This window comes from Knoellia sp. p5-6-4 (assembly GCF_029222705.1).
Classification (GTDB): Bacteria; Actinomycetota; Actinomycetes; order Actinomycetales; family Dermatophilaceae; genus Pedococcus_A.
The window spans coordinates 2,159,491-2,181,026 of sequence record NZ_JARGZF010000001.1; the positions used below are offsets into that span (position 1 = coordinate 2,159,491).

General features: G+C 71.3%; 24 protein-coding genes. 12 read left to right on the forward strand and 12 right to left on the reverse strand.

Annotated features, from left to right (window positions below):
• Positions 1-95: 95 nt before the first annotated feature.
• From P2F65_RS10480 to P2F65_RS10490, 3 genes are all read left to right on the forward strand, one after another.
• Positions 96-527, forward strand: a complete 432-nt coding sequence (locus P2F65_RS10480; protein WP_275806590.1) for an SRPBCC family protein — start codon at positions 96-98, stop codon at positions 525-527.
• Between the two features lie 77 nt (positions 528-604).
• Complete coding sequence (locus tag P2F65_RS10485; protein WP_275806594.1) at positions 605-1,174, forward strand: flavodoxin domain-containing protein; 570 nt, start codon at positions 605-607, stop codon at positions 1,172-1,174.
• Positions 1,171-2,691: a DUF4389 domain-containing protein gene (locus tag P2F65_RS10490; protein ID WP_275806597.1), complete on the forward strand. Its 1,521-nt coding sequence runs from the start codon at positions 1,171-1,173 to the stop codon at positions 2,689-2,691. The genes P2F65_RS10485 and P2F65_RS10490 overlap by 4 nt, the downstream gene beginning before the upstream one ends.
• A gap of 103 nt (positions 2,692-2,794) precedes the next feature.
• Here P2F65_RS10490 and P2F65_RS10495 read toward each other — a convergent pair whose 3' ends face one another.
• Complete coding sequence (locus tag P2F65_RS10495) at positions 2,795-3,187, reverse strand: hypothetical protein (RefSeq protein ID WP_275806600.1); 393 nt, start codon at positions 3,185-3,187, stop codon at positions 2,795-2,797.
• Positions 3,188-3,257: 70 nt separating this feature from the next.
• Here P2F65_RS10495 and P2F65_RS10500 point away from each other — a divergent pair, with 70 nt between their 5' ends.
• Together P2F65_RS10500 and P2F65_RS10505 are read left to right on the forward strand one after the other, a co-directional pair.
• Entirely contained in the window at positions 3,258-3,554 is a 297-nt protein-coding gene (locus P2F65_RS10500) for a zf-TFIIB domain-containing protein (protein ID WP_275806603.1), read from the forward strand.
• A gap of 144 nt (positions 3,555-3,698) precedes the next feature.
• The gene (locus tag P2F65_RS10505) at positions 3,699-4,283 is read left to right on the forward strand and encodes a hypothetical protein (protein WP_275807384.1); all 585 of its coding nucleotides are present in this window, start codon (positions 3,699-3,701) and stop codon (positions 4,281-4,283) included.
• 222 nt (positions 4,284-4,505) lie between these two features.
• Here the strand turns inward: P2F65_RS10505 and P2F65_RS10510 are convergent, their stop codons facing one another.
• The gene (locus tag P2F65_RS10510) at positions 4,506-4,694 is read right to left on the reverse strand and encodes a hypothetical protein (RefSeq protein ID WP_275806606.1); all 189 of its coding nucleotides are present in this window, start codon (positions 4,692-4,694) and stop codon (positions 4,506-4,508) included.
• Between the two features lie 141 nt (positions 4,695-4,835).
• Between P2F65_RS10510 and P2F65_RS10515 the strand changes: the two genes are divergently transcribed.
• The 3 genes from P2F65_RS10515 to P2F65_RS10525 all read left to right on the forward strand — a co-directional run bounded on the left by P2F65_RS10515 (position 4,836) and on the right by P2F65_RS10525 (position 6,833).
• Entirely contained in the window at positions 4,836-5,048 is a 213-nt protein-coding gene (locus tag P2F65_RS10515; RefSeq protein ID WP_275806609.1) for a hypothetical protein, read from the forward strand.
• Positions 5,049-5,197: 149 nt separating this feature from the next.
• Complete coding sequence (locus P2F65_RS10520) at positions 5,198-5,830, forward strand: DUF47 family protein (RefSeq protein ID WP_275806612.1); 633 nt, start codon at positions 5,198-5,200, stop codon at positions 5,828-5,830.
• A 4-nt stretch (positions 5,831-5,834) separates the two neighbouring features.
• Positions 5,835-6,833 carry an inorganic phosphate transporter gene (locus P2F65_RS10525; protein ID WP_275806615.1) on the forward strand — a complete coding sequence of 333 codons (999 nt, stop codon included), beginning with the start codon at positions 5,835-5,837 and terminating at the stop codon, positions 6,831-6,833.
• Between the two features lie 87 nt (positions 6,834-6,920).
• Here P2F65_RS10525 and P2F65_RS10530 read toward each other — a convergent pair whose 3' ends face one another.
• The 8 genes from P2F65_RS10530 to mshD all read right to left on the reverse strand — a co-directional run bounded on the left by P2F65_RS10530 (position 6,921) and on the right by mshD (position 16,531).
• A complete protein-coding gene (locus tag P2F65_RS10530) occupies positions 6,921-7,964 on the reverse strand; it encodes a hypothetical protein (RefSeq protein ID WP_275806618.1) in 1,044 nt (347 codons plus the stop codon).
• 181 nt (positions 7,965-8,145) lie between these two features.
• Entirely contained in the window at positions 8,146-8,922 is a 777-nt protein-coding gene (gene pstB, locus P2F65_RS10535) for a phosphate ABC transporter ATP-binding protein PstB (protein WP_275806621.1), read from the reverse strand.
• A 43-nt stretch (positions 8,923-8,965) separates the two neighbouring features.
• Positions 8,966-9,898 carry a phosphate ABC transporter permease PstA gene (gene pstA / locus P2F65_RS10540; protein ID WP_275806624.1) on the reverse strand — a complete coding sequence of 311 codons (933 nt, stop codon included), beginning with the start codon at positions 9,896-9,898 and terminating at the stop codon, positions 8,966-8,968.
• Positions 9,895-10,902 carry a phosphate ABC transporter permease subunit PstC gene (pstC, locus tag P2F65_RS10545; RefSeq protein ID WP_275806627.1) on the reverse strand — a complete coding sequence of 336 codons (1,008 nt, stop codon included), beginning with the start codon at positions 10,900-10,902 and terminating at the stop codon, positions 9,895-9,897. The genes pstA and pstC overlap by 4 nt, the downstream gene beginning before the upstream one ends.
• Positions 10,903-10,983: 81 nt before the next feature.
• Positions 10,984-12,105 carry a phosphate ABC transporter substrate-binding protein PstS gene (pstS, locus tag P2F65_RS10550; protein ID WP_275806630.1) on the reverse strand — a complete coding sequence of 374 codons (1,122 nt, stop codon included), beginning with the start codon at positions 12,103-12,105 and terminating at the stop codon, positions 10,984-10,986.
• Positions 12,106-12,312: 207 nt separating this feature from the next.
• Positions 12,313-13,263: an NUDIX hydrolase gene (locus P2F65_RS10555; protein WP_275806633.1), complete on the reverse strand. Its 951-nt coding sequence runs from the start codon at positions 13,261-13,263 to the stop codon at positions 12,313-12,315.
• A gap of 28 nt (positions 13,264-13,291) precedes the next feature.
• On the reverse strand, positions 13,292-15,565 hold the full coding sequence (locus P2F65_RS10560) for an RNA degradosome polyphosphate kinase (protein ID WP_275806638.1): 2,274 nt from the start codon (positions 15,563-15,565) through the stop codon (positions 13,292-13,294).
• Positions 15,566-15,568: 3 nt separating this feature from the next.
• Positions 15,569-16,531, reverse strand: a complete 963-nt coding sequence (mshD, locus tag P2F65_RS10565; protein WP_275806641.1) for a mycothiol synthase — start codon at positions 16,529-16,531, stop codon at positions 15,569-15,571.
• A 105-nt stretch (positions 16,532-16,636) separates the two neighbouring features.
• Here mshD and P2F65_RS10570 point away from each other — a divergent pair, with 105 nt between their 5' ends.
• Entirely contained in the window at positions 16,637-18,451 is a 1,815-nt protein-coding gene (locus tag P2F65_RS10570; protein WP_275806645.1) for a bifunctional metallophosphatase/5'-nucleotidase, read from the forward strand.
• Between the two features lie 78 nt (positions 18,452-18,529).
• On the opposite strand, the gene P2F65_RS10575 is transcribed toward P2F65_RS10570, so the two are convergent.
• Complete coding sequence (locus tag P2F65_RS10575; RefSeq protein WP_275806648.1) at positions 18,530-19,234, reverse strand: response regulator transcription factor; 705 nt, start codon at positions 19,232-19,234, stop codon at positions 18,530-18,532.
• Between the two features lie 87 nt (positions 19,235-19,321).
• Here P2F65_RS10575 and P2F65_RS10580 point away from each other — a divergent pair, with 87 nt between their 5' ends.
• Positions 19,322-19,582: a MoaD/ThiS family protein gene (locus P2F65_RS10580; RefSeq protein WP_275806650.1), complete on the forward strand. Its 261-nt coding sequence runs from the start codon at positions 19,322-19,324 to the stop codon at positions 19,580-19,582.
• A gap of 16 nt (positions 19,583-19,598) precedes the next feature.
• Positions 19,599-20,492 (forward strand): hypothetical protein, encoded by an 894-nt coding sequence (locus tag P2F65_RS10585; protein ID WP_275806653.1) that lies wholly within the window; start codon positions 19,599-19,601, stop codon positions 20,490-20,492.
• 28 nt (positions 20,493-20,520) lie between these two features.
• Here the strand turns inward: P2F65_RS10585 and P2F65_RS10590 are convergent, their stop codons facing one another.
• Positions 20,521-20,892, reverse strand: coding sequence for a DsrE family protein (locus P2F65_RS10590; protein ID WP_275806655.1), 372 nt, complete (start codon positions 20,890-20,892; stop codon positions 20,521-20,523).
• Positions 20,893-21,017: 125 nt separating this feature from the next.
• Here P2F65_RS10590 and P2F65_RS10595 point away from each other — a divergent pair, with 125 nt between their 5' ends.
• Positions 21,018-21,518, forward strand: coding sequence for an FABP family protein (locus P2F65_RS10595; protein WP_275806658.1), 501 nt, complete (start codon positions 21,018-21,020; stop codon positions 21,516-21,518).
• Positions 21,519-21,536: the final 18 nt, after the last annotated feature.

The window sequence follows — 21,536 nt, forward strand, 5'->3', positions numbered from 1 at the left end:
GCAGCCGGGTGCCGTCCGGGCCTCTGCGCCCAGCGTGGTCCGCGCCTAGGCTGGGCAGGTAGGGGCGATGGTCCCCCACACCTCCAGGAGCCGCCGTGCACGCCAGCGTCACCATCGACATCGACGCCCCTCCCGAGCGTGTCTGGGCCGTGATGACCAACGTCGAGGCGTGGCCGCAGTGGACGGCGTCGGTCACCGAGGTCGAGCGCCTCGACACCGGTCGCTTCGACATCGGCTCGCGGGTGCGGATCCGACAGCCACGGCTGCCCGTGGCGGTCTGGACCGTCGACGGCCTCGAGTCGGGGAGGTCGTTCACCTGGGTCGCCGGCCTGCCCGGGTTTCGCAGCACGGCGAGGCACGTCGTGGAGCGTCGGCGCACCGGGTCCCGGGTGACACTCGAGATCGACCAGCGCGGCCTCGTCGGTGAGCTCGTCGGCCGCTGGATGGCCGGCCTCACCGAGCGCTACCTGAACCTCGAGGCGGTCGGCCTGAAGCGCCGCTCCGAGGAGGGCGCACCGGCGTCCTGAGCCTCCACGTAGGGCCATCCGGCCCTGTGCCCTGCCCTGCCTCGGTCGAAGACTGGCCGCGAGGACAGGAGGTTCTGATGACAGTCCTCGTCACTGCGGCGAGCCGTCACGGCGCCACCCAGGCGATCTCGCACGAGGTCGCCCGTCAGCTGCGGTCCGCCGGGCACATCGCCCACGTGCTCGACCCCGTGGAGGTCGACACCCTCGACGGAGTCGATGCCGTGGTGCTCGGCAGCGCCGTCTACCACGGCCGCTGGATGCCCGAGGCCCGCAACCTCGTCGCCCGTCTCGAGCAGCAGCTCGAGGGCCAGCCCGTCTGGCTGTTCTCCAGCGGACCGGTGGGTGAACCCGCCCGGCCACTCGGGGCGGTCACCGACGCCGACAGGGCCGCCCGGTCGACCCACGCCCGCGACCACCGCGTCTTCGCCGGGCGACTCGACCTGGCCTCACTCTCGCGCGGCGAGCGCCTGGCCGCCCGGCGACTCCGCGCCGGTGACGGCGACTACCGCGACTGGTACCAGATCCGTTGCTGGGCAACGGAGCTCGCGAGCCAGCTCGCCACGCACACCAGCACCGACAGCGGCCCCGAGGTCCGTCACGCAGGCGAGCCGGACCATGGGGCCGATAGAGGAATGACGCAGCAATGACCACTGCAACAGCCCCTCCGCGGCCCAGCTACCCCGTTCACCTTGACGCCGCCACCGAGCCAGTCGCCTCGCGCTGGCTCTGGCTGGTCAAGTGGCTGCTGGCGGTGCCGCACTACATCGTCCTGGCGTTCCTGTGGGTGGCTTTCGCCGTCCTCAGCGTCGTCGCCTTCTTCGCCATCCTGTTCACCGGCCACTACCCGCGCGCGATCTTCGAGTTCAACGTCGGTGTCCTGCGGTGGTCCTGGCGGGTGGCCTACTACGCCTACGGAGCGCTCGCGACCGACCGCTACCCGCCGTTCTCCCTCGCCGAGGTGCCCGACTACCCGACGCACCTCGAGATCGACTATCCCGAGCACCTCTCCCGCGGCCTCGTGCTCGTCAAGTGGTGGCTCCTGGCCATCCCGCACTACCTGGTGCTGGCCATCCTCATCGGCGGCGGTCGCTGGGTCTTCGAGGACCAGCGGTGGCAGTACGTCAGCAGTGGAGGCCTGGTCGGGCTGCTCGCCTTCATCGCTGCCGTCGTGCTCGCCTTCACGGGGTCCTACCCGCGCCCCATCTACGACCTCTTGCTCGGGCTCAACCGCTGGGTGCTGCGCGTGGCCGCCTATGTCGGCCTGATGACCGACCAGTACCCGCCGTTCCGCCTCGACATGGGTCCGCACGAGCCGGACCACGCCCTCGTGCTGACCAGCCAGGCGGGCACCCAGCCACCCGCGTCCCAGCCACAGGCGGGCCTCCAGCCCTACCCGGGTGCCCAGCCCTACCCGGGTGCCCAGCCCTACCCCGAGCAGCCGTATGCCGGCGGGGGAGGGGCACCGCCGCCTCCCGGCGCACCGGGGGCGCCACCGCGCTCGGGGTGGACGGCCGGACGGACCATAGCCGCGGTCGTCGGCGTCCTGGTCGGGCTGTTCTCCCTCGGTGGGGTGGCCGGGGGCGGCGCCATGATCATGGCCGACCGCGTCTGGCGCCAGGACGGCTTCGTGACGACACCGGCGGAGACCTGGCGTTCGGCCGGTCACGCCGTGCTCGGCGACATGCTCCTCGAGGCACCGGGAGCCGACCGGGGCCTGCCCGGACGGTTCTTCGGCGACCTGCGGATCGAGGCCACGTCGACCACAGCCGGCGTGCCGGTGTTCGTCGGCATCGGCCGGCAGGGCGACGTCGCGGCCTACCTCGCCGGTGTCGCCCGGTCGGACCGCAACGAAGCCGGCGGCGACGGGCAGGAACAGCCGGGCGGGTCGCCCGTGGCGGCGCCGACCGACCTCGACATCTGGGTGGCGCAGGCCAGTGGTGACGGCGCCCAGACGGTCGTGTGGACGCCGGAGGCCGGGAACTGGTCCGCCGTGGTGATGAACGCGGACGGCTCCCGAGGAGTCTCGGCGGCGATGCGGTTCGGTGCCGAGGTGCCTTGGCTGGACGAGGCCGGCGCCGGGCTGCTCATCGTCAGCCTGCTGTTCCTGGGTGGCGCCATCACCCTCGTGGCCTTCGCGGTGGCGCGAGCCTCGCGTCGGGCCTAGCTCCTGAGGCGGCGCACGGCCGGCTGCCGCAGCCAGCGGCAGCCGGCAGCGTCGCGGCTCGGCGTCTGCTCCCGCCATGGGAGGCCGTGCGGCGGGCACCGGCTCAGTGGCCCCGCTCCTCCTGGCACGTCGCGGTGGAGATGGTGCGCGGGCAGCCGTTCCAGTCGGCGCCGATGACCAGACCCACGAGGATGGCGCCCAGCGCGGCCGCCGCCACGGCGGCCAGGGCGAGGCGGGCGCGCCGCCGCCACACGGCATACAGCAGGACCGGCAGGGCGAGGGCGACCCCCGCTGCGACGATGAGCATGAGCGTCAGCGGCGGGTCGGTCGACCGGCCGAAGCCGCCCCCGGAGCAGCCCGAGATCCCGCACATGACGAACCGGGCCGCCAGGGCGAGGCCAACCGCGGCGGCGAGGCAGGCCCCCGAGAGCAGCGAGAAGAACACCGTCCCGGCCACGCGGGAGGCCCTGGTCGGCTGCTGCGTCACCTGCCCCACCAGTCCATCGTGCCCCACCCGCCCCCGGCCGCCGGGGGAACCGTCACCCGGCCGGGCGCGTTGCCCAGGCATGACGACCACGCTGACCTGTCCCAAGTGCGGCTCGGACATGCGCCAGTACGAGCGCAACCGCGTCCTCGTCGACCAGTGCACCGGCTGCGGCGGGCTCTTCCTCGACCGCGGTGAGCTCGAACGGCTGGTCGCCGCCGAGAACGAGTGGCACCAGCCGCCCGTGCAGCAGGCCCAGCAGGCGCCGCGGCAGCAGTACTCGCCGTACCCGCAGCAGCACGGCCAGCCCTACGGGCACGGCTACGGAAAGCCGCACAAGAAGCGGCGGTCCTTCCTCTCCGACCTCTTCGACGACTGACCACCCGTATGCCGCGGGCGGCCCGCCGCCCACACCCGCGAGCCGCGCGCGTGGCGAGGCTCCCGGTGGGAGACTGACGTGGTGAGGAACGAACCGAGCGGCCGCGGCGGTCCGCGCCGGCCTGCGTTCTTCAGCCCGGCCGCCATGGAGTCGCAGGGCGGCACCGTGCCCGACCCCGCGGAGGTCACCGAGGTCGCGCACGCGACCGCAGCCGTGCTCGTGGGGGCGGGCCGGGCCGCCGAGGACCCCGAGGTCACCGCCCGCCTCGTGGCCCTCGTCGACGAGCTCGGGCTCTCCACGCTGGCCGAGCTCTGGGCCGACCGGCCCGCCCGCAGCCTGCCCGGCGCTCTCTGGAGGCTGTACGCGCTGCACGAGTGGGTGCAGCGCAACCCCGAGGAGGCGAGCGCCGACTACACCGCGGGCGTGCGCTTCGCCGCGGTGAACCACGTGGTCGCCGGTGTCGCGGAGCCCCCGGGTCCGCAGGAGATCCGCAGCCTGGCCGACGCGATCCTGCGGGGGGTGTTCGAGGGCGACCTCGCCGTCGCCCTCGAGCGGGCCGGCGCCTTCTGCCGGGTGGTCTCCTCGGGTCGTGCCGACCGGGCGCACACCACCGACGCGCGCGACGCCGAGGAGGGGGCGCGGCAGACCCGCAGGGCCTCCTCGCTGCTGTCGACCGCCGAGGACCTCGATGCCTGCGCCCGGCTGTGGCGAGCCGACGAGCTGCTCTGAGCTCTCTGCCCCTGACCTGCGGATATCCACCGAAGTGCCCGCCACTGGAACATACGAGGGCGGGCTCCGGTTACAGTCAGACGTGCGCCGGGCTGCGGTAGCCCCGGGTCCCAACTGAAGCCGCTACGAGCGGCCACGCGCCGTGAGGCGCTCCCAGCCCGGCGCACACATCCCGGCGAGGACTCTGGACCCCTGTCCAGGCCATTGGGGTGCCGCGAGGCGCTAGTGGAGGCAGTCCCGGGACTGGTGGCCGACCACGTCCTTGCGGGCCCGTTCGCGCGAGCGGCGCCCCGGCCCCGACCAGCCGCACACGCGGCACACCGCATGGGTGAAGGAGCCGCGCTCCTCGAGCAGGGCGGCGGCTGCGGGGTCGTCGGCGGCGACGTCTGACTCCTCCTCCGGCGCCTGCACCGGACCATCATGAACGCCGTGGTCCGCCGTGACTAGGGCGGGGTGCAGCCGCATGATCCGCCCGAGTCATCTCTGCGCCGCGGCGTCAAGACATGGCAAAGAACTCTCGGCGTTTGCTGCGGGCTGGGCTAGCGTTGCGCTATGGCAGCAGACCCGATCGTCGGCGCCGACCTCACGGACGGCGCCCTCCAGGACGAGATCGAGCTCGTCGGTGACCTGGTCGTTGCAGCCTCCTCGAGCGAGCGACCGCTGACGGAGGCGGAGATCGACGAGGTGCTCGGCGTCATCCGCGCCCAGTCAACGGGCGAGGACCTCTCGAAGGCCGGCGCGGCGCGCAAGCCGCAGCACGCCTAGGAAGGCGCACGCCCGGGTCGCGCGGCCCCGACACCCCCGTCCCGAGGTGAACACTGCCGGTGGATTGGGTGAACTCCGGATTGCAGTTCTGTGACTACTAGGTCGTAGCATCGTCCCCGGCCATTTCCCCGCTTGACCGGAGATTGATCGTGGGCTTTCGCCTCACCCCGCAGGAAGACAGCTTCTACGACCTGTTCGCCAAGTCCGCGTCCTACCTGGTGGACGGCGCACGCGAGCTCACCACCATCCTCGGTGCCGCCCCCTCCGAGCGTGAGGCCATCGCGGCCCGCATGCGCGAGCTCGAGCACAACGCCGACATGGCGACGCACGAGATCATCCGCAAGGTGAACAGCTCGTTCATCACGCCCTTCGACCGCGAAGACATCCACGGCCTGGCCGCGGCCCTCGACGACTGCATGGACATGATGGACGCCGCGGTCGACCTGGTCGTGCTCTACCGGATCGGGGAGCTGCCGGCCGGCGTGGCCGAGCAGGTCGAGGTGCTCTCCCGCATGTCCGAGCTGACCGCCGAGGCCATGCCGCGGCTGCGCTCGATGAAGGACCTGACGGAGTACTGGATCGAGATCAACCGCCTCGAGAACCAGGCCGACCAGAGCTACCGCCGCCTGCTGGCCGAGCTGTTCAACGGCAACGGCGGTGGCCCCCTCGACGCGATCACGATCATGAAGCACAAGGAGGTCATCGACGAGCTCGAGGCCGCCGCGGACGCGTTCGAGCAGGTGGCCCACAAGGTCGAGGGCATCGCGGTCAAGGAGTCCTGACCTCGTGGACTGGCTTCCCGTAGCCGTCGTCGTCACCCTGGCGATGGGCTTCAACTACACCAACGGCTTCCATGACGCGGCCAACGCGATCGCCACGTCGGTCTCCACCCGGGCGCTGACCCCGCGGGTGGCGCTGGCCATGGCCGCCGTCGCGAACCTCGTCGGCGCCTTCTTCGGCACCAAGGTCGCCAAGACCATCGGCTCCGGCGTCATCGACGCCCCGCAGGGCAGCGTGGGCCTGCTCATCTGCGGCGCCGGACTCGTCGGCGCCATCGGGTGGAACATGCTCACCTGGTGGTACGGCCTGCCCTCGTCGTCCTCGCACGCCCTCATCGGCGGACTGGGCGGGGCGGCGCTCGCGGCCAGCGCGAGCGTGCACTGGGACAGCGTGCTGACCAAGATCATCATCCCGATGATCGCCTCGCCCATCGTGGGCATCATCGTCGGCTACCTCGTGATGGCCGCGATCCTGTGGCTGTTCCGCAGGGCCCAGCCAGGACGCGTGTCTCGCGGGTTCCGCTACGCCCAGACGGCGTCGGCTGCGGCGATGGCGTTCGGCCACGGCCTGCAGGACGCGTCCAAGACCGCCGGCGTCGTGGTCCTCGCGCTGACCGTGGGTGGCTACCAGGCCGTCGGCGACGACTCCATCCCGCTGTGGGTGCTCGTCATGAGCGCCGTGGTCATCTCCCTCGGCACGTATGCCGGCGGCTGGCGGATCATGCGCACCCTCGGCCGTCGCATCATCCACCTCGACCCGCCGCAGGGGTTCGCCGCGGAGACGACCGCCGCCGGCATCCTCTATGTCGCCGGCATGGGCTTCGGGGCCCCGATCTCGACGACGCACACCATCACCTCGGCGATCATGGGCGTCGGCTCGACCAAGCGCCTCTCGGCCGTCCGGTGGGGTGTGGCGGGCAACATCGTCGGCGCCTGGGTGCTGACCTTCCCCGGGGCCGGCCTTGCGGCCGCCCTCGCCTTCTGGGTCGGCAACCTGTTCCTCTGACCCCCCTCTCCCGACTTCTGGCCACTGGCTCGGCATACCCGCGTCATTTGACGGGGGTATGCCGCCTGGCTGGCCAGAAGTCGAAGGTCACCGACCGCGGGTGATCGGTGGAGGCCAGGCCCACTCTCGGAGGGGGTCGCCGAGGTCTTGCCGCCAGAGACAGCGGATCTGGCGGGGACGGGCCCTCGCCCTCGCCTTCGCGAGGTGGCGCGCCAAGCCACCTGCGGTGCCCCGCAGGTCCGCGGCGCCCCAACGGGCAACCGCAAAGCCCAGCGACGCCAAGCCGCGCTCACGGTCACGCTCGAGCAGCATGCGCTGACCGGTCGTGGAGGGTGAGGGGTCGTCGTCGAAGTCGCCGAGGTACTTGGCCATTCCGTCGGCCTCGCCCACCACACCCAGCTCGAACCACAGGAAGTCCACCCGTCCCACGAGCTGACCGTCGAGGCCGTGGACCCAGACCTGGCTCGCAGGCGTGGGGTAGCCCAGCTCGTGGGCTGCAGCCACCGAGGCCGACTCGAGCCAGCTCTCCCGTCGGCCGTCAACCAGGGCAATGGCGCGGTCTGCCCGTTGCACTCCGGGCCAACGGGTCTGGAACTCGCGCATGGCCTTGAGGTCTGCCACCGAGGCCAAGCCCTCTCGCACGGCGGTGTCTGCGATGGCCAGTGAGTCCTTCAGCCGGAGCTGGCGCAAGCAGTCGAGCACGGTGCGAGCGCCCTGTGTCACGGGCAGACCGGCACGGGCGGTCAGGTGTGCGGCGGGAGTCTCTGCCTGGAGGACTCGCCGCCAGTCGTCGGGGTAGCTGGTGCGGGACGTCTTCAGCGCCGTCAGGCTGACCTTTCCCAACGGGCCCACCGGGTGAGGCAGGCCAAGGACGACTGCGGCGCTGAGGTGGCTGAGCGTGACATCCGTGAGGGATGCAGCCGCCGCTCGGCAGAGGGCGCGGTGCGAGTCCGCGTGGCCGAGGGGCCGCCAACTGTCCGTCACGGCATACAGGGACGGCGCGATCTTGGTGAGCTCGCCACGGTCGCAAGCGCCGCGGAGCTGGTCAAAGGTCCGTCCGGCTGCCATGGCCTCGCTGGCGAGGAAGGGCTGGGGGAGGGCCTGCCAGACCTCGAGCCCCGTCCGTCGCATCCCCGCACCGTCGCGGCTGGTGGCGGCACTCGGTGAACACTCCTGCCAGCGTGTGGACGACGAGGTCGACGGCAGCCCACTGTGGACGGCACCTGAGCCGCACTTCTGGCCACCCGCTCGGCATACTCCCCGAGAATCGGGGGGTCTGTGCCGAGCGAGTGGCCAGAAGTCGGAAGGGGGGTTAGCCGAAGCGGCCGGAGATGTAGTCCTCGGTCGCCTTCACGCTGGGGTTGTTGAAGATGCGGTGCGTGTCGTCGATCTCGATGAGCTTGCCGGGCTTGCCCGTCGCCGCGAGGTTGAAGAACGCGGTGCGGTCCGAGACGCGTGCGGCCTGCTGCATGTTGTGGGTGACGATGACGATCGTGAACTTCGACTTCAGCTCGTTGATCAGGTCCTCGATCGCGAGGGTGGAGATCGGGTCGAGCGCCGAGCAGGGCTCGTCCATCAGCAGCACCTGCGGCTCGACGGCGATGGCCCGCGCGATGCACAGGCGCTGCTGCTGGCCGCCGGAGAGGCCGGCGCCGGGCTTGTTCAGCCGGTCCTTGACCTCGGTCCACAGGTTCGCGCCCCGCAGGGACTTCTCGACGACCTCGTCGAGCTTCTTCTTGCCCTTGACGCCGTTGAGCTTCAGGCCGGCCGCCACGTTGTCGTAGATCGACATCGTGGGGAAGGGGTTGGGTCGCTGGAAGACCATGCCGACGGTGCGCCGCACCGCGACGGGGTCGACCCCGGGGGCGTAGAGGTCCTGGTCGTCGAGCATGACCTTGCCCTCGACGCGACCGCCGGGGATCACCTCGTGCATGCGGTTGAGGGTCCGCAGGAAGGTCGACTTGCCGCAGCCGGAGGGCCCGATGAAGGCGGTCACGGAGCGGGGCTCGACCGTCATGGTGACGCCCTCCACGGCCTTGAAGGATCCGTAGTAGACGTTCAGGTCGCTGACGTCGATGCGCTTTGCCATCTGTGCTTTCCGTCTTTCGATGGGTATGCCGGGGGGCCCGGTCTTACTTCTTCACGGAGCCGAAGCGCGCCACGAGGCGGCCGGCGATGTTGAGGAGGAGGACGAGGAGGATCAGCGTCAGGGCCGCCCCCCACATGCGCTCGACGGCGGCAGCCTGGCCGAGCTCGGTGCGGTCCTGGTTGATCATGGTGGGCAGGGTCGGCATGAGGCCGTTGAAGAGGTCGACCGCGATCGACTTCGTGTAGGGGCCGAGGATCAGCAGCGGCGCCGTCTCGCCCATGACCCTGGCCAGGCCCAGGAGCACGCCGGTGACGATGCCGGAGAACGCGGTGGGCAGCACGACCTTGGCGATCGTCTTCCACTTCGGTACCCCGAGGGCGTAGGACGCCTCACGCAGCTCGTTGGGCACGAGCTTGAGCATCTCCTCGGTGGAGCGCACCACGACGGGGATCATGAGCAGCACCAGCGACAGGGAGACGGCGAAGCCGACCCGCTGGAACCCGAATGTCGTCACCCACAGGGCGTAGATGAACAGGGCTGCCACGATCGACGGGATGCCGGTGAGGATGTCGACCATGAAGCTGACCCATCGGGCGAGCTTCCCGCGGCCGTACTCCACGAGGTAGATCGCGGTCATCACGGCGATCGGCACGGCGATCAGGGCCGTCACGGCGGCCTGGATGAGGGTGCCCTGGATGGCGTGCACGGCCCCGCCGCCGGCGTAGCGGGACGTGATGCCACGCTGGGAGTGCGTCCACCACTTCGACTCGAGCAGCAGGTGGGCGCCCTGGCTGATGACGGTCCAGAGGATCCACACGAGCGGGATGACCGCGAGCAGGAACGCGAGCCACATGACGACACGGGCGAGCTGGTCGCGCACCGCCCTGCCACGGGACGGGTGACCGAGGCCGGAGCCGAGCAGGGGCGGACCCGAGCCGGCGGAGCGCCGGTTGACGGAGGTGCTGGTGGTCGTCATTCGGTGAAGGCCTTCCTGCGCTCGATGACGATGCGCGCGATCGCGTTCACGATGAAGGTGAGGACGAAGAGCACCAGGCCTGCGGCGATGAAGGCACCGGTCTTCTGCGGCGAGTCGAACTCGGCCGCGTTGTTGGCGATCCGGGAGGCGAAGGTCTCCCCGCCGTTGAACAGCGACCAGGTCCAGTCCGAGCCGCGGGCGAGCGTCGAGACGATGAACGTCACGGCGATGGTCTCGCCGAGGGCGCGGCCGAGGGCGAGCATGGCGGCGCTGATCACGCCGGGACGGCCGAACGGCAGCACTGCCGTGCGGATCATCTCCCAACGGGTGGCGCCGAGCGCGAGGGCACCCTCCTTGTGGGCGACGGGCGTCTGCGCGAAGACCTCGCGGGAGAGCGCGGTGACGATCGGCAGCACCATGATGGCGAGCACGATGCCGATGAAGAAGATGGTGCCGCCGGAGATGCCCGTCGCCGAGAACAGCGGGAACCAACCCAGCTTGTCCTGCAGGAACTCCTCCGCGGGCAGCACGGCGGCGCGGAAGGTCAGCACACCCCACAGGCCGTAGACGATCGACGGAACGGCAGCGAGCAGGTCGACGAGGCTCGCAGCCGGGCGCGAGAGCCAGCGCGGGGCGTACTGCGTGATGAAGAGCGCCACCCCCACCCCGACCGGCACCGCGATGGTCATCGCGATGAGCGAGGAGGCCACCGTGGTCCAGAACAGCTCGACGATGCCGAACCGCGGGGCGTCGCCGGCCACGGTCCACTCGCGGGAGGTCAGGAAGTTGGCCTCGTTGCGTGCGAGGGCGGGCACGGCCTGCCAGAGCAGGAACACCCCGATGAGGGTGACGAGACCGATGACGAGCACACCGGCCCCACGGGCCGCTCCGCCGAAGAGGCGGTCGCCGAGGCGGCCTGTGCTCGCCGCGTCGCCGCCCAGGGGGGATCCGGGGCTGGGGGGAGGTGTCTCGTCAGCAGCACTGACGCCGGTGATCGTGCTCACGTGGGACCTGTGTTTCCTTCGGGGGCTAACGGCAGTATGCCGCGCGGCGGGCTCGGAGCCCCGCCGCGCGGCATACAGGGGTCAGGACAGGGCGTCGATGGCAGCGTCGACCTTGGTGCGGACCTCGTCGGGAAGCGGGGCGTAGCCGATCTCCTCGAGCGAGCTCTGCGTCTTCTGCGAGGAGAAGTGCTTCAGGAACGCCTTGGTGAGGGCGGCCTGCTTGGGGTCATCGCTCTTGGAGCAGACGATCTCGTAGGTGACGAGGAGGATCGGGTAGGCCCCGGGCTCCTTGGTGGCGTAGTCGAGCTTCAAGCGCAGGTCGTTGCCCTCGCCCTCCTGCTCGGCGATGGCCACCGCGTTGCCGACGGACTCGCCGTTGAGCTGAACGGGACCGGAGCCGTTGTCGACCTCGGCGATGCCCAGCTTGTTGTCCTTGGCGTAGGACCACTCGGCGTAGGTGATGCCGCCCTCGGTGGCCTTGACCGCGCTCGCCACGCCGGAGGACTTCTCCTTGCCCTCGCCCTTGCCGGTCCAGCTCTTGCCGGGCTCGGCGGTCCACGCCTTCGGCGCGGCGGCGGCCAGGTACTTGGTGAAGTTCTCGGTGGTGCCCGACTCGTCGGAGCGGAAGAACACCTTGACCGGCGTGCTGGGCAGCTTGGCGCCAGGGTTGAGCGCGGCGATCGACGCGTCGTTCCAGGCCTTCACCTTGCCGTTGAAGATGTTGGCGATGACCTCGGGCGTGAGGATCAGCCGGTTCACGCCCGGCAGGTTGTAGGAGACGGCGATCGGGCCGGTCACCATGGGCAGGTTCCAGGCGGGCGAACCGCAGTGCTTCTCGGCCTCGACGGACTCGACCTTGCCGTCCTTCTCCTCCGTCTTCAGGGCGGAGTCGGAGCCGGCGAAGTCGACCTGGCCGGCGATGAACTGCTTGATGCCGGCGCCGGAGCCGGTCGGGTTGTAGTTGACGGTCGCGCCGTCGCACACGGTCTGGAAGCTTGCGATGGCCTCCTCGATCGCGTTCTTCTGGGCGGAGGAGCCCTCGGCGCTCAGGGTGCCCTCGGCGCACTCGACGGACGAGCCGTCGGTGCTGCCGCCACCCGCGGCGGCGATGTCGGCACTGTTGTCGTCGGAGCCGCAGGCCGACAGCACGAGTGAGCCGGCAAGGGCGATGGCCGCGACGGGGCCGAAACGCTGAATCTTCACTGTCGTGAACCTCTCCACAGCATCAAAAGTCAGGGCGGGCGGAACTGCCCGGCAACTGTGAAGGTAGGAGCGGTGGGTGACGCGCTGGGCGGTGCCGGGTGAACGGAGGGTGAACAGACCCGGGACTTTGCCCCACGTGTGCGCAGACGCCACCTGAGCCCCAGTTGAACAGCCCGTCAGGATCCGGTCAAGGGCCCCTCGGGGCGATCAGGGCAGGTGGCGCTCGACCGCCACGACCCGGGCGCCGCGGCCCCTGCCGACGAGGTGGGCCACGAGCACCTCACCCTTGACCATCTTCGCCTCGGCGGCCTCCTCGAGCTGCTTGAGGGCGTCGGGGCCGTCATCGCTGTCCGCGTCGACGAGGTGACCGAGGCGGTCGAGCAGCTCCGGGAGCACCGGGCCGTGGCTGCACAGCACCGCCGGGGTGCCGCGCTCGAGCAGGCGCCGCAGGTGGCGGCCGGCCCGCGAGGGGTCCTCCTCGTAGCCCTCCTCCGACAGGCCCTCCCGGAGGCGCAGCGGACGGCCGAGCCGAGCGGCATACGGCGCGATGGTGTCGGCGCACCGCACCGACGGCGAGCTGACCAGTCGGCGCACGCCGTAGGCGGCGAGCAGCGGCGCGATCGCCTCGGCGCGCCAGCGCCCCTGGCGGTCGAGCGGGCGGAGCTGGTCGTCCGGGTCCTTCCACTGCGAGCGTGGGAGAGCCTTGGCGTGCCGCACGAGCGCCAGCGGCCAGGTGGCCAGCGCTCCGGCGGCGTCGGCCCGCACCAGTGCCCGCAGCTGGTCGCGGTCGCGGGCGTAGTCGAGCAGGTCGTGTGCGGCCGCCACCTCCAGCCAGCGCACCTCGTCGACCTCGTTGGCCAGCCGGCCGTCGCCGCCCACCACCTCGGCCGCCCAGTAGCGCACCTCCTTGGTGGCCGGCTCGCCGTCGCGGTCGAGGACCGTGTAGGCCGCGCACGGCAGCGGGCGGCCCAGGCGGACCTCCAGCGCGGTCTCCTCGTGCGTCTCCCGCACGGCTGCCACCGCCCAGTCCTCGCCGGGGTCGAGCTTGCCCTTGGCCCACGCCCAGTCGTCGTACTTCGGGCGGTGCACCAGCGCCACCTGGAGCTGGCCGCGGCGGCGGCGCCACGGCACCGTGCCGGCAGCAGGGATCACCCCCATGACGGCCTCCGGGTGCTCCGCGCCCGGGTCAACGCCGGCGGGCCTTGCGACGGCGCTTGGAGTGCATCTCGATCAGGGCCGAATGCAGGTCGGGCAGCTGGCCCCCGTCGGCGTCGGTGGTGCGGCGGATCCAGCGGCCGTCGCCGGTGAGCTCCCAGTGGCTGTACTCGCTGCTCATGCCGCGCGCGACCAGCGAGCAGAGCTCCTCGAGGTGGCGCGGGTCGGTGATGCGCACCAGCGCCTCGACGCGGCGGTCGAGGTTGCGGTGCATCATGTCCGCGCTGCCGAGGTAGACCTCGGGCTCGCCGCCGCCACCGAAGATGAAGACGCGGGAGTGCTCGAGGAAGCGGCCGAGGTAGGAGTGCACCCGGATGTTCTCCGAGAGCCCCTCCACGCCGGGTCGCAGCGCGCAGATGCCGCGCACCCAGATATCGACCTTCACGCCCGCCTGGCTGGCCCGGTAGAGGGCGTCGATGACCTGCTCGTCGACGATGGAGTTGACCTTGATCTGCACCATGCCGCCGTTGCCCGCCGCCAGGTGGTCGATCTCCCCCTCGATCCGCTCGATGAGGCCGGAACGGATCGACCGGGGGGCCACCAGGAGCCGCTTGAACTTGCTGCGCGGGGCGATGCCGGACAGCTGGTTGAACAGCCGGGTGAGGTCCTCGCCGACCTGCGGGTCGGCGGTCAGCAGGCCGAAGTCCTCGTAGAGGCGGGCCGTCTTGGGGTTGTAGTTGCCGGTGCCGACGTGGCAGTAGCGCACCAGCCCGTCGGCCTCCTGCCGCACGACGAGCGAGAGCTTGCAGTGGGTCTTGAGCCCGACGATGCCGTAGACGACGTGCACACCCGAGTGCTCGAGCTTGCGGGCCCACTTGATGTTGGCCTGCTCGTCGAAGCGGGCCTTGATCTCGACGACCGCCAGCACCTGCTTGCCGGCCTCGGCGGCGTCGATGAGGGCGTCGACGATGGGGGAGTCGCCGCTGGTGCGGTAGAGCGTCTGCTTGATCGCCAGCACCTTGGGGTCGGCGGCCGCCTGCTCGATGAAGGCCTGCACCGAGGTCGAGAAGGAGTCGTAGGGGTGCTGGAGCAGCACGTCCTTGTCGCGGACGACCGAGAGCACGTCGCTGGCCTTGGCCGTCTCCGCCGGCGCGAGGTCGGCGTGGGTCTGCGGCCGGAACGGTGGGTACCTCAGGTCCGAGCGCTCGAGGTCGGCCACGACGTTGAGGCCGCGCAGGTCGAGGGGCTTGGGCAGCCGGTAGACGTCCTGCTGGGCGACGCCGAGCTCGCGGATCAGCATGTCGAGCACGTGGCCGTCCATGTCGTCGACCACCTCGAGGCGCACCGGCGGACCGAACCGCCGCCGCGTGAGCTCCTTCTCCAGCGCGGCCAAGAGGTTCTCGGCGTCGTCCTCCTCGACCTCGAGGTCCTCGTTGCGGGTGACCCGGAAGGTGAAGTGCTCGCGGACCTCCATGCCGGGGAACAGCATGTCGAGGTGGGCCGCGATGACCTCCTCGAGCGGCACGAACCGGGTGTGCACGTGGTCGGCCAGGGCCGACTCGCCGCCCGGTGGGTCGATGTGCAGCAGCCGCGGCAGCAGCGGCGGCACCTTGACCCGCGCGAAGTGCTCCTTGCCCGTCTTGGGGTTGGTCAGGGTGATGGCCAGGTTGAGCGACAGCCCGGAGATGTAGGGGAAGGGGTGGGCCGGGTCGACAGCCAGCGGGGTGAGCACGGGGAAGACCTGGTCGGTGAACATCCAGGTCAGGTTCTCCCGCTCCTCCTCCGTGAGCTCGTCCCAGCGGACGATGGAGATGCCCTCGTCCTCCAGGGCGGGCCGCACCCGGTCGCGGTAGATCGCCGACTGCATCGCGTGCAGCTCGTGCGCGACGAGGGAGATCTGCTCCAGCACCTCGCGCGGCTCCAGCCCCGAGGCCGACCGCACGGCCAGCCCGGCGGCGATGCGGCGCTTGAGCCCGGCGACGCGCACCATGAAGAACTCGTCGAGGTTCGAGGTGAAGATCGCCAGGAACCGCGCCCGCTCGAGCAGCGGCACCGACTCGTCGGCGGCGAGCTGCAGGACGCGCTCGTTGAACTGCAGCCACGAGATCTCGCGGTCGAGGAACCGGTCGGCCGGCAGCTCGCCCTCCTCGAGGGTGCCGGCCCCCTGCACCGCGCGCATGAACCGGCCGTTGGCCGCCCGCGGCTGGAAGCGGGTGTTGTCGAGCGGGCTCGCGCTCGCGATCGAGACCTCGGGCTCAGCGGCCCCGGTCTCCTCGGCGCCTGCGGTGCTCGTGCTCGCGGTCATACCTCATCCTGACACTCGGGCGTCGACGGTGCGCGAATACATCACGTCGACCATGGTGCTGCGAAACCCGAGGCTGGTGTAGGTCCGAAGGGCCCCGGCGTTGTCGCCGTCCACGTAGAGCACCACCTCCGGCAGGCCCAGGCCGGCGAGGTGGGCCAGGCCCAGGGCGGTGAGCGGCCGGGCCAGCCCACGACCCTGGTATGCCGGGTGCACCCCGACCACGTACACCTCACCGGCCGTGGCGGCCGGGTCGAGACTCGAGCGCTGCTCCGGGTCGACCTTGGTCCAGTGGAACGCGGCGACGCGCCCCGGCCCGTCCTCGGCCTCGACGATGATGAAGCCGGCCGGGTCGAACCACGGCTGCGCCATCCGCTCGCGCAGGTCGTCGTGGGTCAGGCGTCCCTGCTCGGGGTGGTCGGCGAAGGCGGCCGCGTTGGCTTCGAGCCACGCCTGCTCGTCCCGGCCCGGCACGAAGACCCGCGCGGTGAAGCCGGGCGGCAGTGCGGTCGCCGCCTCGGCGGCGGTGCCCGTGGCGTCGTCGGCGGTCAGGGGTCGCGACATCTTGTGCAGCTCGCGGACGGGCTCGAGCCCCAGCGCGGCGGCGAACCGCCGGGCGGAGTCGAGGTCGCCGTGGGCCCACACCCTCGCCCGCGGGTGGCGCCTCGCCACCTCCGCCCAGAGGGCCGACCCGACCCCGTCCCGTCGTGCCGCCGGGTCCACCACGAGCTCGACCGAGGCATCCTCGCCGCCCGCGGCCTGGGCGTACCCGGTCAGCCGGCCCGCGGCATACGCGAGCACGTGCTCGACCGTGCCCTCCCGTGCCGCCAGCGACAGCAGGGTCTGCTCCGAGAGGGCAGCCACGCCGTCGCCCTCGGCGGCCCGGGCCGCGAGGGCGCGGACCTCGTCGGCCTGCTGCGGCGAGAGCATCGCGACGGTGGACGGGGCGGGGCGCGCAGACGACGACACGGAAGCATTTCACCACGACTGTTCCCTTTGTCGGTTGGCGCCGTTACCGTGCGTTCCGGCCGGTAACCGCCCGGTCGTCGTCACTTCTTCACAAGGGAACGATCCATGACCTCAGCTCGAAGCCGGCGCCTCACGGGGGTGCTCGCCGTGGCCGCATTGTCGGCCACTGGTCTCGCATTGGCGTCGCCGTCCGTCTCGGCCGTGCAGAACGGCCCCACGATGGACATCCAGCTCCTGTCGTTCAACGACTTCCACGGCAACCTCGAGCCCCCGTCGGGCTCGAGCGGTCGCCTCGTCACGGGCCATGCCCTCGACGACGACGACGTCGACCGGGACGGTGTCACCAACGAGCCGATCGACGTCACCACGAACGTCGGTGGTGTGGAGTTCCTCGCCACGCACCTCAAGGAGCTCCGCGCCGGCCGTCCCTACACCGCCACCGTGGCCGCCGGGGACATCGTGGGCGCGAGCCCGCTGCTGTCCGCCGCGTTCCACGACGAGCCGACCATCGAGGCCATGAACGCCCTCGGCCTGGACGTCACCTCGGTGGGCAACCACGAGTTCGACGAGGGCTACAAGGAGCTGCAGCGCCTCGACGCCGGCGGGTGCCTCGACGACGGCGACGGCGCCGCCAACCAGGACTCGTGCCCGGGCGGCAAGAGCTTCGCCGGCGCGAACTTCCCGTTCCTCGCGGCCAACGTCACCTACGCCGGCACCGACGAGACGATTCTCCCGCCCTACTACGTGAAGAGCTTCAAGGGCGCCAAGATCGGCTTCATCGGCATGACGCTCGAGGCCACCCCCGACATCGTGACCCAGGCCGGAGTCGAGGGCCTGGAGTTCAAGGACGAGGTCGAGACGGCCAACGCGCTGGTGCCGATCCTCAAGGAGCAGGGCGTCAACGCCATCGTCGTGCTGGTCCACGAGGGCGGGTTCCCCACCAGCAAGCAGAGCTGGACCGACCGCAACGGCAAGACCTGGTCGGTCAACGCCGAGTACGACTACACCTGCGACAACGGCGGCTCCGTCAGCGGCCCCATCGTCGACATCTCCAAGAACCTGAGCCCGGCCATCGACATGGTCATCTCGGGCCACACGCACAGCCCGTACGTGTGCAACATCCCCGACCCGGCCGGCCAGCAGCGCATGGTGACCTCGGCGTCCTCCTTCGGCCGCCTCGTCACCGAGACCACGCTGACCTACGACCGGCGCACCCAGGACATCGTGCGCAGCTCGGTCGAGGGCTCGAACGTGATGGTGACCCGCGACAGGGCGCGCGACGCCGCGCAGACCGAGATCATCACCCGCTACAAGACGCTGGTGGCCCCGATCGCGAACCGGGTGATCGGCAACGTGGCCACCGACGTGACCCGCACCGCGAACGCGGCGGGTGAGTCGCAGCTCGGGGACCTCATCGCCGACGCCCAGCTGGCCGACCCCTCGGTCGTCACGGGCGGGCAGGAGCCGGTGATCGCCTTCATGAACCCCGGCGGCATCCGCGCCGACCTCGGCGCGGGCGAGGTCACCTACGAGGAGGCGTTCACGGTCCAGCCGTTCAACAACTACCTCGTCTCGATGGACCTCACGGGGGCGCAGATCAAGCAGCTGCTCAAGGAGCAGGTGACTGGCGCCAACGCGGCCTCCAACAAGATCCTGCAGGTCTCGCAGGGTTTCTCCTACACGTGGTCGGCCGACGGCACCATCAGCAACGTGATGCTGGACGGGGCCGCGGTGGCGGACGGCACGACCTACCGGATCGTGACGAACAACTTCCTCTCCGACGGCGGCGACGGGTTCCCGACCTTCAGGGGCGGCCAGGACAAGTACTTCGGTGGACTCGACATCGACGCCTTCGCGAACTACCTCGAGGCCAACAGCCCGTACACCCCCGGCGCGCTGACCCGTATCACCAAGCAGTAGCCGAGCACCCGGCACGCACGACAAGGGTCGCCTCCCGCTCCAGCGGGGGGCGACCCTTGCGTCGTCGGGGGGAGGGGGTCAGGCCTGCGCGAGCTCGTCGGTGTCCTGCTCGAGCGCGCCGGGCACGAACCGGTAGCCGACGTTGCGCACGGTGCCGATGAGCACCTCGTGCTCGGGGCCGAGCTTGGCCCGCAGGCGCCGCACGTGGACGTCGACGGTGCGCGTGCCGCCGTAGTAGTCGTAGCCCCACACCTCCTGCAGCAGCTGGGCGCGGGTGAAGACCCGGCCGGGGTGCTGCGCGAGGTACTTCAGCAGCTCGAACTCCTTGTAGGTGAGGTCGAGCAGGCGGCCGCGGACCCGGGCCGAGTAGGTGGCCTCGTCGATGCTGAGGTCACCGGAGGTGATGGTCACCTCGCCGGTGTCCTCGCCGTCCTGCAGGCGGCCGAGCGCGAGCCGGAGCCGGGCCTCGACCTCGGCGGGCCCTGCCGAGTCGAGCAGCACGTCGTCGACGCCCCACTCGGCCGAGAGAGCAGCGAGGCCGCCCTCGGTGAGGACGGCCATCAGGGGGACGGACATGCCGGTCGCGCGCAGCACCCGGCACAGCGACTTGGCCACCGCCAGCTCCCGCCTGGCGTCGACCAGCACCGCGTCTGCAGGCGGGGCGTCGACGAGCGCGGTGGGCTCGGCCGGGAGGATGCGCACCTGGTGGGCCAGCAGGCCCAACGCTGGCAGCACCTCGGCGCTGGGCGCCAGGGCGTTGGTCAGCAGCAGCAGGTGGGCCATACCAAGGCAGGATAGGTGGTGGCAGGGCCCACAATGGGCGCCACACACATCGTGAGACCTCGTCCCAGACCCAAGGAGAGAGCCGGTATGCCGCCTCAGGCCGCAGCCGCCACCGTCACCGTCCGCTACTGGGCGGGCGCCCGCGCCGCCGCCGGCGTCGACAGCGACACCGTCACCGGCTGCGCCACCGTCGGCGACGCCGTGGCCGCGGTGACCCGGCTGCGGCCGGCGCTCGAGCAGGTGACGGCGGTCAGCTCACTGCTGCTCGAGGGCGTGCCGGCCGGCCGCGACGCCGTGCTCCCGGCGGGTGCCGTCGTCGAGGTGCTGCCTCCCTTCGCCGGTGGGTGATGGGAGGATGGCCCGCGTGCCTGACGAACCCGAGACCTCCCACGCGGCTGGAACGGTGAGCCCTGCAGGGGCGTCGGACGCAGTCCCGATGACCCGGGCCCAGCGGCGCGCCCAGGCCGCCCAGGCAGCCCGGGCGACCCAGACCCTGGTGCTGCCGCCCATCACCTCGAGGCGGCCGTTGGCCGTGGCGTCGACGATCGCCTTCAGTGCCCTCATCGCCCTCACCGGCTACGCCCACCCCGTCCTCGTGGCCCTGGCGGTGGCCCTCGCGGGTCTCGTCATGGCCTGGGGGTGGCCCGCCCTGCTGGGCCTGCCCAGCCGGTTCGGCACGACGGTGGTGCTGGTCATCGGGGCGCTCAGCTGCACCCTGGCCGCTGCGCTGTCACCGGTCGAGCCGTTCCTGCGCTGGGTGCCGGCCGCACTCGCCGTCAGCCTCATCGCCGCGTTCCTCCACCAGCTGCTCCGCCGCGACGGGCGGCCGCGCCTGACCGAGTCGGTGGCCGCCTCGGGAGCGGGGCTGGCCGTCATCGCCAGCGGGGTCTCCTACATCCCCCTGCCCCACACGCTCGGCGGGCCCCAGACCCTGGCGGCCGCCATGGCCGGCCTGGGGCTGGCCGCCCTGGCCGACCTCGCGGTGCCCACGACCCGGCTGCGGGCCTGGGCGCTTCCCCTCGCCATGGTGCTCGGCGGGTTGGCGGGCCTGCTCGCCACGCTCCCGGCCGGTCGGCCCCAGCCGGCCACCGGTGCGCTCATCGGCGTGCTGGTCGCGGGGACCTCGCACGCCACCCGTCGGGTGCTCGCCGTGCTGCCGTCCATGGTGTCCGCGCGCTCGCAGCTCGTCTCGGGTGCCGCGTCGGTGCTGCTCTGCGGGGTGGTGGCCTACACCCTCGGGCGCCTCCTCGTCGCCTGACCCGCTCCCGCGGCATACAAAGTCGTGATCAGTAGACGAGGGCCCGCGCCTGCGGGGCCATGACCTCCTCGACGAACGCGGCGGCTCCGCGGATCTGCGCGCCGCGCACCAGGTCGGCGTCGGTGAGGTCTCGCCGCGCGGCGCACTGGCCACACACGCTCAGGCTGCCGACGGCGAGCACCGCGTCGCGCAGGTCGGACAGGGCAGCGGCGTGGGGGAGCGAGAGCTGCTCCGCCCGTCCGGGCACCGCCACCCACGACGCCTCGCCGGTCAGCCAGAGGCTCACCTCCACCCCGCTCGCGGCGGCCGTCGCCGCAACGGTCAGGCCCTGGTTGAGACGTTCGAGGGCCTCGGCACCGCAGGTGACCTTCACGACAAGACGCTGGGGAGGGGTCGGCATGGGGCTCAGGCTACGATCACCCTCGTGGAAGCCTTCTACATCTCCCTGCTGGTCCTCACGGTCATCGTGGTCACCTGGTTCGCCGGCTACGTCGTCTACCGACTGCTGAAGACGCCGCGCTGACGATGGGGACGTTCACCCTCGACACGGATCTTCCTCCTGCCCTCGCCCCGCTCGCCTGGCTGATCGGCGAGTGGGAGGGCGCGGGTGTCGTCGGCTACCCCACGATCGAGTCTGCCCACTTCGGGCAGGAGATCAGCGTGACCCACGACGGCCGGCCCTTCCTGGAGTGGCAGAGCCGCACCTGGCTCCTCGACGAGGAGGGCAACAAGGTGCGCCCGCTGGCCCGCGAGCTCGGGTTCTGGCGGCCGCTGGAGAACAACGAGGTCGAGCTCCTGCTGACCCACCCGACCGGGATCGTGGAGATGTACCACGGCACCACCTCCCCGGCGAAGATCGAGCTGCGCACCGACAGCGTGATCCGCAGCCCCCACGCCAAGGAGTACAACGCGGCGGCGCGCATGTACGGCCTGGTCAACTCCAACCTGATGTGGGTCATGGACATGGCGGCCGTGGGCCAACCCCTGCAGAGCCACGTCTCCGCCGAGCTGAAGCGCGTCGGCTGACCCAGAGGCATCGAGGTC